General features: G+C 66.4%; 16 protein-coding genes. 7 read left to right on the top strand and 9 right to left on the bottom strand.

Annotated elements, in window-relative coordinates; all coding sequences use genetic code 11:
- Window positions 1–23 precede the first annotated feature (23 nt).
- Both Q0030_RS16380 and Q0030_RS16375 read left to right on the top strand, forming a co-directional pair.
- Entirely contained in the window at window positions 24–1,274 is a 1,251-nt protein-coding gene (locus Q0030_RS16380; RefSeq protein ID WP_298368918.1) for a GNAT family N-acetyltransferase, read from the top strand.
- A 53-nt stretch (window positions 1,275–1,327) separates the two neighbouring features.
- The gene (locus tag Q0030_RS16375; RefSeq protein WP_298368913.1) at window positions 1,328–1,753 is read left to right on the top strand and encodes an HIT family protein; all 426 of its coding nucleotides are present in this window, start codon (window positions 1,328–1,330) and stop codon (window positions 1,751–1,753) included.
- 116 nt (window positions 1,754–1,869) lie between these two features.
- On the opposite strand, the gene tsaA is transcribed toward Q0030_RS16375, so the two are convergent.
- From tsaA to Q0030_RS16350, 5 genes are all read right to left on the bottom strand, one after another.
- A complete protein-coding gene (gene tsaA / locus Q0030_RS16370) occupies window positions 1,870–2,361 on the bottom strand; it encodes a tRNA (N6-threonylcarbamoyladenosine(37)-N6)-methyltransferase TrmO (RefSeq protein WP_074128941.1) in 492 nt (163 codons plus the stop codon).
- 3 nt (window positions 2,362–2,364) lie between these two features.
- Window positions 2,365–3,345 (bottom strand): tripartite tricarboxylate transporter substrate binding protein, encoded by a 981-nt coding sequence (locus Q0030_RS16365; RefSeq protein WP_298368906.1) that lies wholly within the window; start codon window positions 3,343–3,345, stop codon window positions 2,365–2,367.
- Window positions 3,346–3,406: 61 nt separating this feature from the next.
- Window positions 3,407–3,751, bottom strand: a complete 345-nt coding sequence (locus Q0030_RS16360) for an AzlD domain-containing protein (protein WP_298368903.1) — start codon at window positions 3,749–3,751, stop codon at window positions 3,407–3,409.
- Window positions 3,748–4,500 (bottom strand): AzlC family ABC transporter permease, encoded by a 753-nt coding sequence (locus tag Q0030_RS16355; protein WP_298368901.1) that lies wholly within the window; start codon window positions 4,498–4,500, stop codon window positions 3,748–3,750. Before Q0030_RS16355 ends, Q0030_RS16360 begins: the two co-directional genes overlap by 4 nt.
- Window positions 4,501–4,709: 209 nt before the next feature.
- Window positions 4,710–5,774, bottom strand: coding sequence for a transglycosylase SLT domain-containing protein (locus Q0030_RS16350; RefSeq protein ID WP_298368898.1), 1,065 nt, complete (start codon window positions 5,772–5,774; stop codon window positions 4,710–4,712).
- Between the two features lie 121 nt (window positions 5,775–5,895).
- On the opposite strand from Q0030_RS16350, the gene Q0030_RS16345 reads away from it, so the two are divergent.
- Complete coding sequence (locus Q0030_RS16345) at window positions 5,896–6,825, top strand: glycine/sarcosine/betaine reductase selenoprotein B family protein (protein ID WP_298368894.1); 930 nt, start codon at window positions 5,896–5,898, stop codon at window positions 6,823–6,825.
- Window positions 6,826–6,987: 162 nt separating this feature from the next.
- On the opposite strand, the gene Q0030_RS16340 is transcribed toward Q0030_RS16345, so the two are convergent.
- Window positions 6,988–8,001, bottom strand: coding sequence for a bile acid:sodium symporter family protein (locus Q0030_RS16340; protein WP_298368892.1), 1,014 nt, complete (start codon window positions 7,999–8,001; stop codon window positions 6,988–6,990).
- Window positions 8,002–8,105: 104 nt separating this feature from the next.
- Between Q0030_RS16340 and Q0030_RS16335 the strand changes: the two genes are divergently transcribed.
- Entirely contained in the window at window positions 8,106–8,957 is an 852-nt protein-coding gene (locus Q0030_RS16335; RefSeq protein ID WP_298368889.1) for a LysR substrate-binding domain-containing protein, read from the top strand.
- Between the two features lie 517 nt (window positions 8,958–9,474).
- Here the strand turns inward: Q0030_RS16335 and Q0030_RS16330 are convergent.
- Window positions 9,475–10,527, bottom strand: coding sequence for a phenylacetaldoxime dehydratase family protein (locus Q0030_RS16330; protein ID WP_298368887.1), 1,053 nt, complete (start codon window positions 10,525–10,527; stop codon window positions 9,475–9,477).
- 35 nt (window positions 10,528–10,562) lie between these two features.
- Window positions 10,563–11,573 carry a carbon-nitrogen hydrolase family protein gene (locus Q0030_RS16325; RefSeq protein ID WP_298368885.1) on the bottom strand — a complete coding sequence of 337 codons (1,011 nt, stop codon included), beginning with the start codon at window positions 11,571–11,573 and terminating at the stop codon, window positions 10,563–10,565.
- A gap of 208 nt (window positions 11,574–11,781) precedes the next feature.
- Between Q0030_RS16325 and Q0030_RS16320 the strand changes: the two genes are divergently transcribed.
- The 3 genes from Q0030_RS16320 (at window position 11,782) to Q0030_RS16310 (ending at window position 14,795) form a co-directional block, all read left to right on the top strand.
- Window positions 11,782–12,738: a helix-turn-helix domain-containing protein gene (locus Q0030_RS16320; RefSeq protein WP_298368883.1), complete on the top strand. Its 957-nt coding sequence runs from the start codon at window positions 11,782–11,784 to the stop codon at window positions 12,736–12,738.
- A 151-nt stretch (window positions 12,739–12,889) separates the two neighbouring features.
- Window positions 12,890–13,243: a PilZ domain-containing protein gene (locus Q0030_RS16315; RefSeq protein WP_298368881.1), complete on the top strand. Its 354-nt coding sequence runs from the start codon at window positions 12,890–12,892 to the stop codon at window positions 13,241–13,243.
- 130 nt (window positions 13,244–13,373) lie between these two features.
- Window positions 13,374–14,795, top strand: coding sequence for an MFS transporter (locus Q0030_RS16310; RefSeq protein ID WP_298368878.1), 1,422 nt, complete (start codon window positions 13,374–13,376; stop codon window positions 14,793–14,795).
- Window positions 14,796–14,909: 114 nt separating this feature from the next.
- Here the strand turns inward: Q0030_RS16310 and Q0030_RS16305 are convergent, their stop codons facing one another.
- Window positions 14,910–15,959 (bottom strand): NmrA family NAD(P)-binding protein, encoded by a 1,050-nt coding sequence (locus tag Q0030_RS16305; RefSeq protein ID WP_298368875.1) that lies wholly within the window; start codon window positions 15,957–15,959, stop codon window positions 14,910–14,912.
- Between the last annotated feature and the right edge of the window lie 58 nt (window positions 15,960–16,017).

Raw genomic sequence — 16,017 nt, 5'->3', positions numbered from 1 at the left:
AGAGGCACCGGTCTTCACTCTCGATGGCGTCGTCTGAAATCACCCTAGAGGCTGTGGCTGACATCGGCGGAATTCCGGCCGCCGAATGGGACGCCTGCGCCAATCCGAAGGCGGATGCGGACAGCATCCATAGCCTCGACACGCTGGCCTCGCCTGCTGTCGCAGGCGATTGTCAGGCCGTCGCAAGTTCGAGCTATAACCCTTTCGTTTCCCACGCCTTTTTTGCTGCGGCCGAAGCTTCCAACTCGGCCTGCCCGCGGACCGGCTGGGGCCCGCGGCATCTGATTGCAAAACTCGATGGCCGGATCGTCGGCGTCGTGCCGTGCTATCTGAAATCGCACTCGCAGGGCGAATACGTGTTCGACCGCGGCTGGGCCGAGGCCTATCACCGCGCCGGCGGCAGCTACTATCCGAAGCTGCAGGTCTCCGTCCCCTTCACGCCCGCAACCGGGCCGCGGCTGCTGATCCGCGACGGCGTCGACCGCGAGGCGATCGGCTCGGCGCTGGCGCGGGGCCTGCGCGCGCTCTGCAACGCCACCGAAGCCTCCTCCGTGCACGTCACCTTTGCCCGCGAGGACGAGGCAAAATTCCTCGGCGCACACGGTTTCCTGCAGCGAACCGACCAGCAGTTCCACTGGCACAATCAAGGGTACAAGACCTTCGACGATTTTCTGGGATCGCTGAACTCCCGTCACCGCAAGGGCATCAAGCGCGAACGCCGCGAGGCGGTTGCCGCCGGGATCACCATCCACTGGCTGACCGGCTCCGATATCACCGAGGACGCCTGGGACGCGTTCTTCGAGTTCTACATGGAGACCGGCTCGCGCAAATGGGGCCGGCCGTATCTCACCCGAGAATTCTTCTCGCTGATCGGCGAGAGCATGAGCCGGGACGTGCTGCTGGTCATGGCCAAGCGCAACGGCCGCTGGATCGCGGGTGCGATCAACTTCATCGGCTCGGACACGCTGTTCGGCCGCAACTGGGGCGCGATCGAGCACCACCCGTTCCTGCATTTCGAGGTCTGCTACTACCAGGCGATCGATTTCGCGGTTCAGCGTGGGCTCAAGGTGGTCGAGGCCGGCGCGCAGGGCGAGCACAAGCTGGCGCGCGGCTACCTGCCGCAGACCACCTATTCGGCGCATTTCATCGCCGATCCCGGTCTGCGCCGCGCGATCGCCGATTACCTCAAGCGCGAGCGCGACTATGTCGCCGAGGTTGGCCGCGAGCTCTCCGAGGCCGGTCCGTTCCGCAAGACCGTCGACGACGACGCTTGACGTTTGGCTCGCGACCGAGAAATTAGACCCACAAAATCCAGGGAGCCGCCTCCATGCCCGCCGCCTATGACAACAACAACCCCTTCGCAAAAATCCTGCGCGGCGAGTTTCCGTCCTACAAGGTCTACGAGAACGAGCACGTGCTCGCCTTCCTCGACATCATGCCGCGCTCGCCCGGGCATACGCTTGTCATTCCGAAGGCCCCTGCCCGCAACATCCTCGACATCACCCCGGACGACTACGCTCACGTCGCGCGCGCCGCCCACAAGATCGCCGCCGCCGGAATGAAGGCGTTCGAGGCCGACGGCATCACCGTGCAGCAATTCAACGAGCCGGCCGGGGGTCAGGTCGTGTTCCATCTGCACATGCACGTGATGCCGCGCAAGGACGGCGTTGCGCTGCTGCCGCCCGCCAGTCACAAGGAAGACGGCAAGGTGCTGGAGGCGCATGCGGCGAAGCTGATCGCGGCGTTGAAATAGGCCGCGCGACACGCGCGATGCTGCGTAGCCCGGATGAAGCGCAGCGCAATCCGGGAGTCCTTACAGCGTTGTAAGACCGTCCCGGATTTCGCTTCGCTTCATCCGGGCTACGAATCCTACTCCGTCTCGAAATCCCCCGCCTGCGGCGGGGCGAGCGGGGTGAACTCGCAGCGGTCGGGCTTGACGTCGATCAGCGGCGTCTCGTCGAGGCAGTCGAGGCCGCGCACCAGGATGACGTTGCCCTCGACGCCGACCAGCTTGACGATCGATGTCCCGATTGGATTGGGGCGCACCGGCGAGCGCAGCGAGAAGGTGCCGCGGGTGTTGCCGTTGTTCTTCGGGCTTTGCAGCACGATGTCGCGGCGCGACTGGTGCAGCCAGTACAGCACTTCGAGATTCGAGTAGAAATCGACGCCCTTGATCGCGGCGACCCACGGCTCGAAGATCTCGAGCCGGCACACCGGACCGTCATGCCGACCCTGCCGCGGCGTCGCCAGCCGAGAGGTCCAGGGTGTGCGGATGCGACCGATGAAGACGAGCCCGGCGTCGCGCGCCGTCGGCATGTCGACCGCGACCTCGCCCTGGCGCAATTCCATTTCACGTACCATGTGTCAGTCCAACGATATGTTCAGCGCCTTGACCACGCCCGCCCACCGCGCGCGATCGGTTTCCACAAATCTGTCGATCTCGGCCTGGCCCTTTACGCGCAGCGGCGGGAAACCGATCCTGACCAGCGAAGCGCGAAACGCCTCGTCGTTCAAGGCCCGGTCGAGGCTCGCCTTGATCTTGTCGGCAATCTCGTGAGGCACTTTCGACGGCGCCGCAATACCATACCAGACGCTGACCGCATAATCGGGGTAGCCGCTCTCGGCAATCGTCGGCAGATCGGGCAAATCGGGGACGCGCTCGGTCGAGCTGACGCCGAGCGCGCGCAGCATACCGGACTTGACCGGCGGCAGCGCGGTGCCAAGCGTGTCGAACATCAGCTGGATGTTGCCTGACAGCAAATCCTGCAGCGCGGGTCCTGCGCCCTTGTACGGCACGTGGGTCATCTCGACGCCGGCCATCTGCTTGAACATCTCGCCGGCAAGGTGAACCGTGCCGCCGGTGCCGGCCGATCCGAAATTGAGTTTCCCGGGATTCTTCTTGGCGTAGGCGACGAACTCCGCGATCGTCTTGGCCGGGACGGACGGATGCACCTCCATGATCATCGGCGCATCCGTGATCACGGACAGCAGGCGGAAATCCCGGGCCGGATCGTAGGGCAGCTTCTTGTAGAGCAGCGGATTGAGCACGAAGATCGAGGCGGCTGTCACGAACAGCGTGTAGCCATCGGGGTCGGAGCGCGCCACCGCTTCGGCGCCGATCGCGCCCTGCGCGCCGGCCTTGTTCTCGACCACGACCACCTGCTTGAGATCGCGCCCGAGATATTCGCCGACGATGCGGCCGAGCACGTCGGTCGGGCCGCCCGCGGCGTAGGGCACCACGAGCTTGATCGGACACGTCGGATAGTCCGCAGCACGCGCAGGCGGCGCTGCTACCAGCAAGGCAGTCAGAGCCACGATAAAGGCCGATGATGCGCGCTGCCGCATGCCGTTTCCCCGTTGTTGTCTTGTTGGGGAACGAGAGTAACGGATAATGCGGCTGCCGCAATCAGCCGAGCCAGTATTTGCCTGACAGCATGACGATTTCGCCCACGATCACGCCGGCGAAGATCGATTTCCTCGCCAGCATGAAGGCCACAAAGCCCGCGGCGACGGCGCCGTAACGCAGCCAGTCCGGCACGCTAGCGAGCGCGCCCGGCGGCTGCACCACGATCTGCGCAATGATACCGGCGAGGATCGCGGTGGCGACCGCCCTCACCCAGACCAAGAGCTCGGAATTCTCGTCGATACCACCGCCGAACCACAGGCCGAGCATGCGCCAGATCTGGTTGGGGATGACACCCGCCACGAACAGGATCGCCAGCGCATGCCAATCGCCGATGAAGCCCGTCATGCGCGCGCCTTCACGATGCCTGCCCTCGCCCGGTGCACGCCATAGGCGATGGTTCCCGCGACGACGCCGCTGACCAGGATGTCGACGCCGCTGTTCAGCATCGCCGCCAGCGGGAACAGCAATAGCCCAAGCACCAGCGCAATGACGTCGGCGAGTTCGCGGCAGTTGCGCGCGGTGGAGAACAGGAAGGCGAGCGGCGTCAGCATCAGCATGCCGGCGGCGAGCAGCGGCGTGAGGTTGGCCGCGAGCGTGTAGCCGATGGTATTGGCGATCAGGCAGACCGACACCAGCCCGCAACCAAGCCCGTGGATGAAGGCGATCCGCCGGTTGCGCGGCACCTGCGGCAGGAAGCGGAAGCACTCGACCCACAGCGTCACCGCCGTGAGATGCGCCACCAGGATCAGATGCCGGCGCTTGGTGTCCTCGGTGCGCATCATCGGCAGCACCGACACCACCATCGGAAACAGCCTGATCGCGCTGACGGTGACGGCGATCGCCGATTGCAGCACGGTGGCGCCGGAGCCGAGCGTCGTGATCACGATGATCTGCGCAGGCCCCGCCCAGACGAACGCTGTGCTCGCCAGGGTCCAGCCCAGCGAGAAGCCGGAATCATGCGCCAGCGCGCCGATGCCGAGATAGGTCGCAAACAGCACCAAGGTCAGCACGGTGGCGCCGATCGACCGCGCGCCCCAAAGGAAGGCGCGGAACGAGGTCTGCCATTGCGGAGAATCGAGCGGAGGAAGCGCCACGGGGAGCCGGAAGGTTTTGCAATGTCGGCGGCTTAGGGCGCGCGCGACGCAGGGTCAAGCAAGTGCGGGGACAGGTCCGGTATGCGGTGGCGACGACCCAACCGTCATTGCGAGCGAAGCGAAGCAATCCATCCCTCCGCGCATGCGGGCCGATGAATTGCTTCGTCGCTTCGCGCCTCGCAATGACGTGGAGAGTTCAGCCCTTCACCTCACGCCCTGTTCTTCAGCACGAAGCATGCTCCGCCCGCCTTGCGGATGCGGTTGCACAGGCCGTCGGCCTCAGGGCGCGTGTCGGCGCCGATGCGCACCTGGTAGAACATCGCGCTGCCGCGGCTGCGCAGCCGCGAGCCGAGCAGGCTCGGGTCCTGATCGCCGATCACGTTCGACAGCCGCTTGATGGCACGGGCATACATCGCCAGCGCCTTGTCGCGGCTGAAGCCGGCGGCGAGCTGCACGCCCCAGACCTTGGCCGCCGACAGCGTGATGTGCTGCTCGAGCCCGGCCACGAACGGATTGGGCGCGCGCTTCAGCAGCGCCATCAGCTCACGGCAGCTCGCGGTCGGCGCACGCTGCGGCATCTTGCCGTTGCGGCCGGCGGCAGCCCAGTCGTCGACGCTGGAGCCGGTGATCGCGGAGACATAGTTGCGCGTCTCCTGCGGCATGTAGCCGGAGCCGGCGAGCCAGTCCCGGATCCGGCGCGGGCCGGCATTGTAGGCGGCGGCCGCGAGGCCGAGATTGCCGAACTGGTTGCGCAGCTCGCTGAGGAATTCAGCCGACTTCGGCAGCGCCTGTACCGGATCGAGCGGATCGAGCAGCCCGCGCTCGTTTGCCGTGCCCGGCATGAACTGCGCGATGCCCTGCGCGCGCTGGCCGCTCCGCGTGACAGGACCAACCGCGTCGGCCTGGAAACGGCTCTCCTGCCAGATCACGCGCGCGAAGAATTCGAGCGGCAAATCGTTCGCCCGCGCCGCCGACTCGATCATCAGGCACATCGCCTCGCGGGTGTCGCTCTCGCGCGCGTCATCCGCGGGCTTGTCGGTTGCCGCCGCGGGCTTCTCGGCAGGTGTCGCGGGCGTGTCCGCCGGAGACGCGGCAGGTTTCCCGGCCGATGGTGCGGCCTGCTCTCCCGGCTGCGGTGCAGGTTGCTCGGCGGGCATGGCGGGCTTGTCCGCAGGCGGCGTTGCGGGCTGTTCGGCACCTGGCGGCGGCGCCGGAGGAGCGGCAGGCGCGTCCTCCGCGCCGGCGCCACCCGGCGACACCAGCAACACAAGCATGACCCATGCGGCGCAAAGACCTGTTCGCATCGCAAATCTGTTCCCGCGCGGCGTGGCTTGACACCGCAAGCTCGTGGTCTAGCTATGGACTGAAATGATGGCGCGCAAAAGGGAGCGCAAAATGGCCGCAGCTTCAGACGATCAACTCGGCTTTGCCCCCGACGACGACGCCCCGATCGGCTACATGAAGCGGACCCGCGATTATTATGCGGCGATCGGCTACGCCACCCCCTACCGCTGGGCGCACTACACTTCCGCCCCGTTCCAGCCGCTAACGAAGCCGCTGAACCAGTCCCGCGTCGCCATCATCACGACCGCCGCACCGTTCGATCCAGCCAAGGGCGACCAAGGCCCCGGCGCGAAATACAATGGCGGGGCAAAGTTCTATTCGGTCTATGACGGCGACACGTCGCAGCCGCACGATTTGCGGATTTCGCACATCGCCTATGACCGCGCCCACACCACGGCGACCGACAGCGGCACCTGGTTCCCGCAGGCGCAACTCAAGCGCCTCGCCGCGGCCGGCAAGATCGGCGAAGTCGCCCCACGCTTCTTCGGCGCCCCGACCAACCGCAGCCACCGCGTCACCATCGAGACCGATGCGCCCGAAATCCTCAAGCGTTGCCGTGACGACAAGGTCGACGCCGCGGTGCTGGTGCCGAACTGCCCGGTCTGCCACCAGACCGTCAGCCTCGTCGCACGGCATCTCGAGGCCAACGGCATCCCGACCGTCGTGATGGGCTGCGCCAAGGATATCGTCGAGCACGCCGCGGTGCCACGCTTCCTGTTCTCCGATTTCCCGCTCGGCAACTCCGCCGGTAAGCCGCATGACGTGGCCTCGCAGGCGTTCACGCTGGAGCTGGCGCTGCGCGTGCTGGAAACTGCCCCCGGTCCGCAGACCACCGTGCAGTCGCCGCTGCGCTGGAGCGAGGACGCCTCCTGGAAGCGCGACTACAGCAACGCCGATGCGCTGAGCGCCGAGGAGCTCGCCCGCCTGCGTCGTGAGTTCGACGCGCAGAAGGAAATCGCGAAGGGCCTGCGCGTCGCGTGAGGCTTTGCGTTAAGCCCGATCACTCACCCAACTCTCGGTGTCATCGCCCGGCTCGACCGGGCGATCCAGTATTCCAGAGACACTAGTCAGTCACGGAGAAGCCGCGGCGTACTGGGTCCCCCGGTCAAGCCGGGGGACGACAGCGGAGGCCCATGCCTCCACTCAGTGCGCTTCGACAAGCACCGGGACAGCATCATGTGAAGCGGCCTCCTCGCCGCCCGCATAACGACGCGCGAGCGCGGCGCAGGTCATCAGCTGGATCTGGTGAAACAGCATCAGCGGCAGCACGATCAGCCCGACCGACTGCCCGGCGAGCAGCACGCTCGCCATCGGCAATCCGCTCGCCAGACTCTTCTTCGAGCCGCAGAACATGATCGCGATGCGGTCGGCGCGCGAGAAGCCGAGCAGCTGGCTGCCGAAATTGGTGATCAGCAGCACGATCGCCAGCAGCAGCGCATCGAGGCCAAGCACGATGGCCATCTGCGTTGCGTTGACCTGATGCCAGATGCCGTGGCTGATGCCGTCGCTGAACGCCGTGTAGACGATCAAGAGGATCGAGCCGCGGTCGACAAGGCCGAGCATCGCATGATGCCTGGCGACCCAGCGGCCGATCAGCGGCCGCGACAATTGCCCCGCCACGAACGGCAGCAAGAGCTGCACCACGATGTCGAGCGCGGCATTGCCCGAGAACCCGCCATGGCTGGAGAGCAGCACGCCAGCCAGCAGCGGTGTCGCGACGATGCCGAGCAGGTTGGAAGCGGTCGCCGAGCACAGCGCCGCCGACACATTGCCATGGGCGATCGAGGTGAAGGCAACCGACGACTGCACCGTCGACGGCAGGATGCAGGTCAGGATCACGCCCGCCCACAGCGCCGGCGTCAGCAGATGCGGCGCCAGCGCGTGGGCCGCAAGGCCGAGCAGCGGGAACAGGGCGAAGGTCGACAGGAAGATCACGAGGTGAAGCCGCCAGTGCCGGGCGCCGACCAGCGCCTCCGTCGTCGACAGCCGGGCGCCGTGCAGAAAGAACAGCAGCGCGATCGCAGCATCAGTGGCGTAGCCGCCGATCACGGTACCCTGTCCGTGCAGCGGCAGCAGCGTCGCGAGGCCGACCATGCCGACGATGGCGGCGATGTACGGGTCGACGGGCACGAATGATCGCAGGCGGGTGATGGTCATGGTGGCTTCCTTTCCTTGACCGGAAAATGGCCCTCCCCTTGCCAATTGTGAACCGCAGTTACCGATGTTATTGTCATTACGTAACGTAATGACAGATTGCCGCCATGCTCGACCTGGCCCAGCTCGAAACCTTCCTGACCGTGGTGCAGACCCAGAACTTCACCGAGGCCGGCCGCCGCCTCGGCCTGAAGCAGTCGACGGTCAGCCAGCACATCCGCAAGCTCGAGGCCGCCGCAGGACGCCGCCTGTTCGTGCGCGACACCCATTCGGTCGTGCTCACCGCCGACGGCGAGGCGATGACGGGCTTTGCGCGGCCGATCCTGGAGGCCAATGCCCGCGCCCGCGACTACTTCGCGGGATCGCAGGTGCGCGGCAAGGTCCGGTTCGGCGCCGCCGAGGATTTTGCCAGCTCGCGCCTGCCCGATCTGCTGCGCGACTTCGTCCGCCGCCACCCGCAGGTCGATCTCGAATTGACGATCGGCCTCAGCGCCGTGCTGTACCAGCAGCTCGACGCCGGCGAGCTCGACCTCGTGCTGGGCAAGCGGCGCCCCGGCGACGCGCTGGGACAGCTGGTGTGGCAGGACCGCCTGGTGTGGACCGGCGCGCCGGGCATGCGGCTCGATCCCGAGCAGCCTTTGCCCCTGATCCTCTACGCGCCGCCGAGCGTCAGCCGCAGCGTGGTGCTGGAGGCAATGGAACGGTTCGGACGGCCCTGGCGCATCGTCTGCTCCAGCGGCAGCCTCAGCGGCCTGCGCGCCGCAGCGCTCGCCGGCCTCGGCATCACCCCGCAGGCGCAGGGCCTGATCCCGGACGGACTCGAAGCGATGCCGGCGTCAGGATTGCCGCCGCTCGGCGACGTCGAATTCGTGGTCCGCACCGCCCGCCGCACCAGACGCGGCCCGGCGGTCGAACTGGCGCAGGCCATCACGGAACGCGGTGGCCGGCTGCGGCCTTAGAAGTACAATGATGTTTTGCTAGAATGGTCTGAGGCCGGGCTCGCCGAAGGCGAGACCGCGTGGCGGGTGATGACACCACGTGGTGTGACGCCTTGAATCGAGATCCATCCTCATCGTCGTCCCTGCGAAAGCAGGGACCCATAACCACAGAGATGCCAATTGTTGGGCGACGCTGGAACGACGAGTCCCTTGAACAAGATCCGCCGCAGCGTATGGGTCCCTGCTTTCGCAGGGACGACGGGTTGGAGGGGTCACCAACTCACATCACGATTTCGGAATAATAGAAGGCTACCGCTGAGTTGCCCGACGAGTCAAGTTGCCGTGTCGAACGCCGGCAGCCGCCGGCTACTTTGCATGGGGTTGTTTTCGATATTTTGGCAGTGCGCCCCTGCGACGGCGGGCTATCGCATCCGGCTATGACGACGTGGGCACGTCAGCGCCATGCGATAGCCCTGCCCGCAAGCGGGAGAAGGAATGCAGCTTCGATGCGGCCCCTGCTCGGACCAGGCGCCCCGCGTCAGGCGGATGGCGCCACCGCGAGTTGCACCGCGTTCAGCATCCCAGTCCGTTCGTGGCAGCCGAGATATTCGAAGAACTGCTCGTCGGCCGCGGCAACCGTGACCTCGTGATACAGCCTGAGCTTCGCGGCCGGTCCCAAGGTCGACAGATACTTCATCGCCGCGCCGAAGATCCTGACATGGGTCGGATGCGATTCCGCCCAGCGCTCCAGCGCCGCGAGGCTCTTCCACCAGCTCTGGCCGTAGGACTTCTCCGTCAGTCTTCCATCCGCGTCCACGACGCGCATGTAGCGGTTGGCGTAGCAGCCGATCGGCACGCCGTCGTCGCGCAGGAAGTCCATGCCCTCGCGCAGTACCGGCTCGACATCGTCGAGATACATCTTGCGCTCCGACGCCTCGGTGTCGCTCCAGTCCTGGCCGGAGCGGATCAGGCAGAGATTGTCATGCGCGACCACGCGGATGCGCGCGCCGTCGCGGATCACGCGCGGCTCGCCGCCGGGCGTCATCGCGTCGGTCTGCGACAACGGGATGCGGTCGCGCATGCCGCCCCAATAGGCGTGCTCCTGCACCTCCCCGCTCATGCCGTCGGCAAGGACCGCGACGCCCTCGGGGCGGCCGAGCGATGAGAACAGCGTCTCGTAGCGCGCGACATGCGGCCGCAGCACTTCGATGAAGCGGCCGACGCCATTTGCTGCGCCGCCGCCGGTCCAGGCCTCGCGGGCGCCCTCGAACCAGGAGTCGAAACGCCCGGCATCGTCCCAATAGGCGACCGAGACGATGTTGGTGAATCCGGCCTGGTCGACATATTGCGCGCGGTCCCAATGCGTCGGGCCGTTCTCAGCGGCAAAACGCTTTGCGATCAGTGCCAGCGCCTCGGTCACCGCAGCGGTCGGCTCACCGCGAACCTGCACGCCGAAATAGGCCATGATGACGCTTGCGACCGCGGGCTTGTGGCGCGCGACGAACGAGGGATAAGGCGGCGCGTAATCGTCGGGCACACGACGATGACGGGAGCGCGCTGTTTGCAGATGAGAGGGAATCGCGGATTCCATGGCAGTCGCCTCCGGTTGGATGTTGCGCTGATGCGTTAGCTCGCGGCCGCGTCGACCTCCTCAAGACTGTCGAGCGGCAGCGCGAAGTGCTCGACGCGCTTCGACGGCTTCTTGTTCAGCAGCAGGCGCGTGACGTCGGGCCGCGAATAATGCCCGGCCGGGTCGGCGGCGTTCTTGGCGATCCCGATCGCGCCGAGATCGATATCGGCGAGCAGCAGGCCCTCCTGGTCGGGTGGCAGCTTCTCGGCGATCGAGCTGCCGTCGGGCCCGTAGATCGCGGCGTGCCCGCCGCCGACATGCAGCAGCGCGTGCTTGTCGTCGCGGTCGCACATCTCGTCGATCATCGCCTGCGAGACGGTGGCGCAAGGCGCCAGCACGAAGCACGAGCCTTCAACGGCGTAGACCCGCGAGGCCGCGTTGTTGACCTCCCAGCCGAGCGCCGGCGCGAACGGATCGTACAGCGAGAAGCTCGGCCAGGCCGCGACATGCACCTGCTCGTTCTGGGCGTACATCGCGTATTTCGACAGCGGCTGCAGATGCTCCCAGCAGCACAGCGCGCCGAGGCGGCCGATGCCGGGGCGGTCATGCACCGCAAGGTCGCTGCCGTCGCCCTCGCCGTAAACGGTGCGCTCGGCGTGGGTCGGCCGCAGCTTGCGCCGCTTGGCGATGGTCTCGCCGTCGGGCCCGATCAGCCACTGCGCCAGATAAAGGCTGCCGCCATCGCGCTCGGACAGGCCGAGCACCGCGGTCATGCCGGCCTTCTTCACGGCGAGCCGCAGCTTCTCGGCCTGCGGGCTGTCATAGCTCAGCGAGTTGTCGAAGTAGCGCTGCACGAAGCCGCGCCCGATAGCCCAGGCCGGCGAGTCCAGCCAGATGTACCAAGGATAGCCGGGGATGAAGGCCTCGGGGAACGCGATCAGCTTGGCCCCCTTCGCGGCGGCCTCCTCGATCAAGGCAATGCTCTTGGCGATGGAGGCGTCGAGGTCGAGCCAGGCAGGCGCGGCCTGCACCACCGCAACGCGATATTTCGGATGTTCGATGCCCATGATGTCCTCCTCGTGGCCGCCGATGCTGTCCGGTTCGTACTTGATCGGGCCTAGCGGCCTCTGACATCATGCTGCCCCGGGACCGGGAACGCCGTTCGACCAGGACGGAAGGAAAATTCGACTGCGAAGGAGATTCCCCCGGCCGTCCCCGGTACGAAGCTTGCTTTGTTTGCGTGGCCAGCGTTTGCACTCGTGAAGGGAGGAAATCATGCCGGCCCTGTTCACCACGGAAGTCGCGCCCACGCATCGGCGCCTCGCGCTCTGGCGGGACATCGTCTGCGACGTGTTCGTGCAGCTCGACTGCAAGTCCGATCTCGGCACCGCCTTCCACGGCGCCATCACCAGCGCGCAGCTCGGCGCGGTGAAATGCTCCGTCGTCTCGTCGGGCCGGCAGCGCGTGCTGCGCACGCCGTCGCGGATCGCACGCACCAGCGAGGATTTTGTTCTGTTCGCGCTCGGCCAGCGCGGCTGTGGCGCCGTGCTGCAGGACGGTCGCGAGACCGTGATCCAGCCGGGCGAGTTTGCGTTCTACGACACCACCCGACCCTATGAGCTGCGCTTCGACGACGACTTCACGCAGACCATCTTCCAGGTGCCGCGCGCGATGCTGCACCGGCGCTTTGCCGGCACCCAGGGCCTGACGGCGACCACGTTCACATCGGATCGTCCGGTGCAGCGGCTCGCCTGGCAGTTCATCAGCGGGCTCTCCGAGATCGCCGACAAGCTCGATCCTGATAACGCGATCCGCCTCGCCGACCAGGCCGCCGACCTGCTCGCGATGGCGATCAGCGAGCGTCTCGGCGGCACGGCGCTACCGGCTTCGACGCACCGCTCCGCGCTGCTATACCGGCTGAAGGCGCATGTGCTCGCGCACCTGCCGAACCCCGAGCTCAGCCTCACTGAAACCGCCGCGGCGCTCGGCATCTCGCCGCGCTACGTCAACAGCCTGCTGGCCGACGAGGACACCTCGTTCCAGCGCTTCGTGCTGGCGCAGCGGCTGGAGCGCTGCAAGCGCGACCTCGCCTCACCGGCGCACGCGCATCGCCACATCGGCGAGATTGCATTCGCCTGGGGCTTTAACGATCTCTCGCATTTCGGCCGCGTGTTCCGCGACCATTACGGCCTGTCGCCGCGCGATTGGCGGCACAGCCGGGTGCCGAACTGACTTCTCGGGTCGTTTGCGGCGCAAAATAGCCGGGAATCCCGACCTTCACAGATGCAATCAATTTACACTAACTCCAACGGGTTCCGTTGGTACCCTTCTTTTCGCAGGTCCGGACCGGTACAGTCCTGCCGTTGATTTAGGAGGATTTCCCATGCAGGACCGGCGCCAGAGCCCACGCGACAAGGTATTTTACGGTGCGGTTGCGGAGATCAATGAGCGCGGCTCGACGATGGATTGCGTCGTCCGCAACATCAGCGAAGGCGGCGCCTGCGTCGAATTTGGCGACGCCGCACGCCTGCCCGAAGAGATGAATCTGAGCGTCGCGTGCAAGGGCCGCTCGTTCCTGGCGCGCATGATCTGGCGCCAGGCCAACAAGGTCGGCCTCGCGTTCCGGATCATGACCTCGGACACCCCTGTCAGCGATCTCGACGAGCGGGTCCGCCGCAGCGAGATCAAGAAGCGGCAGTTGCAGCGGCGGATCAAGGAACTGCTCGGCCAGGGCTGAGCGTCCTCCCGCAGCTCCCCGGCCGCGTTTGGATCGCGGCCGGCATCTGTCATTTCGGGGGTTGCAAAGGCCAGGTTAATCCAGCATCCGGTAAGCCCGCCCATGCTGGAACCAAAGGCCATTTCACGACATGTCGTCCGCGATCATCGAGCATCCCGACGGGCTGCCGCAGCCGCAGCGCAATTGGGCCATTCTCACGATCGCGCTCGGCCTCGTGATGGCCGTCGTCGACGGCTCGATCGCCAACGTTGCGCTGCCGACCATCGCGAGGGATCTTGACGCCAGCCCCGCCTTCTCGATCTGGATCGTCAACGGCTACCAGCTCGCGATCACGATCTCGCTGCTGCCGCTGGCCTCGCTCGGCGAGATCATCGGCTATCGCCGCGTCTATCTGGCGGGCCTGTTGCTGTTCACGCTGGCGTCGCTGTTCTGCGCGCTGTCGCATACGCTGCCGCTGCTGACGGTCGCCCGTATCCTACAGGGGTTCGGCGCCGCCGGAATCCTCAGCGTCAATACTGCGCTGGTCCGCTTCATCTATCCGCATTCGCAGCTCGGCCGCGGCATTGGCGTCAACGCGCTGGTCGTCGCGATCTCGGCTGCGGTCGGCCCGACCATCGCCTCGTTCATCCTGGCGGTCGGAACGTGGCCCTATCTGTTCGCCATCAACGTCCCGCTCGGCATCGTCACGCTGGCGCTGGGCTGGCGCTTCCTGCCGCACACCAGGCCCGCGGTTCACGCCTTCGACTGGCAGAGCGCTGCGATGAGCGCCATCGCGTTCGGATTTGGCATCAGCGCGATCGACAGCGCCGGCCATGGCGAGGCGCTGTATCTCTGCGCATTGGAGTTCGCGATTGCCGCGGTCGCATCTCATCTGCTGTACCGGCGGCAACAGCATCTACCCTCACCGCTGCTGCCGGTCGACCTCTTGCGGATTCCGATCTTCGCGCTGTCGATCGGCACCTCGATCGCCTCGTTCTGCGGCCAGATGCTGGCCTTCGTCGCGATGCCGTTCTATCTCGAGAACCACTTCGGATATTCGGCGGTGCAGATCGGCCTTCTGATCACGCCGTGGCCGATCGCGGTCGCATTCGCCGCGCCGATCGCCGGCTGGCTGGTCGAGCGCTACCCCGCCGGCCTGCTCGGCGGCATCGGCCTGCTGCTGTTCGCATTGGGATTGGGCACGCTGGCGTTCATGCCGGTCCATGCGACGCCGATCGACGTGATCTGGCGGATGGCGCTCGCCGGCGCCGGCTTCGGCCTGTTCCAGACCCCGAACAACCGCACCATGATCGCCGCCGCCCCGCGCGAGCGCTCGGGCGGCGCCAGCGGCATGCTAGGGACCGCGCGCCTGCTCGGCCAAACCGTCGGCGCGGCTTTGGTGGCGATGCTGCTGGCGCGCTACCCGGCTGACGGCACCAGAATCTCGCTGATGGTTGGCGTCGGCTTTGCCGTCGTGGGCGCCGTACTCAGCACGCTGCGGCTGTCCTCGGCCGGCAGCCGCGGCGCCGACCAGGTGCGGGTCCATGAGGGCCAGCGCTTGAAGGGCGAGTGAGCGCAAACAAAAAAGAGCCGGCTGCTCAGCCGATCTTTTCGATATCATCGCGCTCGCCCGAAGTGCGAGATCAAGGAGGGAATTTGCTCAGCGAAGGCTGAAGGTGTCTCGCCGTCAGGCATGGGTCGCTAGCCAAGCCTCAGACTGGCGTGCAAGCACGAAGCCCTCGATCTGCGGGGCGCCAAGGCGCGCTTCGATCCGCCCGATGTCGGGTTTGCGCGCGAGCAAGGCAGCCAGCAAGCCGCCGGTCTCCCGCAACGCTCCCGCTATCCCGCGCTCCGCCGATGGCGACGTCCTGACGTAGCGCCTTGCGATGGTGAGAAAATCCTCCGGCATCACCCCGGCGACGTCCTCGACCGCGTCGGTCGGCGCACCGACGCCGAACGCGTTGGCCTGATAGTCCTGCAGAAACCAGTACAGTTGGGAGATCACGAACTCGGATAGCCGGAGCGACGCGGCGGCCTTCAGAAACATCGGCAGCGGCACGTCCTGGTAGCTTACGGCACGGCCAAGTGCCACGCCCATCAGTTCGGCGATTTCGCCGGGCGCCAGCAGCCGGGGGCCGGTCGGCCGGTAAGCCTTGCCGATATGCGGCGTCGGCTCGGCCAGGCAAGCCGTAATGACCCGCGCAATGTCCTCATTGGATGGCGGCGCATTGCAGCCGCGCCCCAGCGGCAGGCCGAACAGCCCGAACTGGGCGGCCTGCCCGATAACGGCGAAGTAATTGTCCGCGAACCAGCCGGGCTGCACCGTGACGATGCCGATATCCGGCATCCACGACAGCATGTGATTGGTCAGCCATTTCTCACGCGCATGCACCGCGGGATGGCTTGCGTCGGCCACCCATTGGCTGAGCTGCACCACGGCCTCAAGCCGGGCCTCACGCGCAGCCGCCGCGAACAGCACCGCACGCCGCAGCGTGCCGGGTTCGAGCGGTGGACAGAAATAGGCGCGCTTCACGCCCTTCATGGCCAGCTCGAGATCGCGCAGGCTCTCCAGCGAGCCGACGACGATTTCGACGCCCTTGCTCTGCAACAGCGCCGCGCGCCCGTCGTCCCGCCGAACGAGGGCGCGCACCGGAAAGCCTTTCTCCGCGAGCCCGAGTGCAGTCGGCATGCCGGTCTTGCCGGTCGCTCCGGTGACCAGGATCTTCGGCTTCAACATTGCATCGCTCCGGAATGTCGGGGGTTGCATGGGTGCTTCTCTCGTTCACTACTGCCGG

Origin of the sequence: uncultured Bradyrhizobium sp., assembly GCF_947648125.1 — a bacterium.
Classification (GTDB): Bacteria; Pseudomonadota; Alphaproteobacteria; order Rhizobiales; family Xanthobacteraceae; genus Bradyrhizobium.
Note: the sequence above shows the minus strand (reverse complement) of the source record. Positions and strands in the feature narration are given on the sequence as shown.

Coding starts and splice junctions, on each gene's coding strand:
- Q0030_RS16380 (WP_298368918.1), top strand. CDS start 24: ATGGCGTCGTCTGAAATCACCCTAGAGGCTGTGGCTGACATCGGCGGA.
- Q0030_RS16375 (WP_298368913.1), top strand. CDS start 1,328: ATGCCCGCCGCCTATGACAACAACAACCCCTTCGCAAAAATCCTGCGC.
- tsaA (WP_074128941.1), bottom strand. CDS start 2,361: ATGGTACGTGAAATGGAATTGCGCCAGGGCGAGGTCGCGGTCGACATG.
- Q0030_RS16365 (WP_298368906.1), bottom strand. CDS start 3,345: ATGCGGCAGCGCGCATCATCGGCCTTTATCGTGGCTCTGACTGCCTTG.
- Q0030_RS16360 (WP_298368903.1), bottom strand. CDS start 3,751: ATGACGGGCTTCATCGGCGATTGGCATGCGCTGGCGATCCTGTTCGTG.
- Q0030_RS16350 (WP_298368898.1), bottom strand. CDS start 5,774: ATGCTTGTGTTGCTGGTGTCGCCGGGTGGCGCCGGCGCGGAGGACGCG.
- Q0030_RS16345 (WP_298368894.1), top strand. CDS start 5,896: ATGGCCGCAGCTTCAGACGATCAACTCGGCTTTGCCCCCGACGACGAC.
- Q0030_RS16340 (WP_298368892.1), bottom strand. CDS start 8,001: ATGACCATCACCCGCCTGCGATCATTCGTGCCCGTCGACCCGTACATC.
- Q0030_RS16335 (WP_298368889.1), top strand. CDS start 8,106: ATGCTCGACCTGGCCCAGCTCGAAACCTTCCTGACCGTGGTGCAGACC.
- Q0030_RS16330 (WP_298368887.1), bottom strand. CDS start 10,527: ATGGAATCCGCGATTCCCTCTCATCTGCAAACAGCGCGCTCCCGTCAT.
- Q0030_RS16325 (WP_298368885.1), bottom strand. CDS start 11,573: ATGGGCATCGAACATCCGAAATATCGCGTTGCGGTGGTGCAGGCCGCG.
- Q0030_RS16320 (WP_298368883.1), top strand. CDS start 11,782: ATGCCGGCCCTGTTCACCACGGAAGTCGCGCCCACGCATCGGCGCCTC.
- Q0030_RS16315 (WP_298368881.1), top strand. CDS start 12,890: ATGCAGGACCGGCGCCAGAGCCCACGCGACAAGGTATTTTACGGTGCG.
- Q0030_RS16310 (WP_298368878.1), top strand. CDS start 13,374: ATGTCGTCCGCGATCATCGAGCATCCCGACGGGCTGCCGCAGCCGCAG.
- Q0030_RS16305 (WP_298368875.1), bottom strand. CDS start 15,959: ATGTTGAAGCCGAAGATCCTGGTCACCGGAGCGACCGGCAAGACCGGC.